Origin of the sequence: Erwinia sp. Eh17-17, assembly GCF_039675725.1 — a bacterium.
Lineage (GTDB): Bacteria > Pseudomonadota > Gammaproteobacteria > Enterobacterales > Enterobacteriaceae > Erwinia.
Window position 1 is genome coordinate 1 of the sequence record NZ_JBDFQT010000035.1, and the last position, 515, is coordinate 515.

Here is a 515-nt window from a genome sequence, read left to right on the forward strand (position 1 = left end):
GGCGGCGATGGTGCGCAGCTCGCCGCGCGCCAGGGCCGGTTTCAGCAGGTTGGCGGCGTCGGCCCCGCCCGCCTGGTTGCCCGCGCCGATAATGGTGTGCGCCTCGTCGATAAACAGCAAAACCGGCGCCGGTGACTGCTGCACCGCATCGATGACGTTCTTCAGGCGCTGCTCGAACTCGCCCTTTACGCCTGCACCCGCCTGCAACAGGCCGAGGTCAAGGGTGCGCAGAATCACCGGTTTGAGGGATTCCGGCACGTTACCTTCGGCAATGCGCAGCGCCAGGCCTTCGACCAGCGCGGTTTTTCCGACACCGGGTTCACCGACCAGAATCGGGTTGTTCTTGCGGCGGCGCGAGAGGATGTCGACCATCTGGCGGATTTCGGTATCGCGGCCGAACACCGGGTCGATGCTTCCCGCCCGCGCTTTTGCCGTCACGTCGAGGGTAAATTTATCCAGTGCGTTTTGCAGGGCCGGGTTCAGTTCGCCTTCTTTCAGCTCTGCACCGGCCGGGC

Annotated in this window: 1 protein-coding gene; it reads right to left on the bottom strand. The window is 64.9% G+C overall.

The window, feature by feature from the left end; all coding sequences use genetic code 11:
* Positions 1-515 (bottom strand): AAA family ATPase (locus ABEH87_RS21680; RefSeq protein WP_346579426.1); only part of this gene is annotated, 515 nt, incomplete at both ends.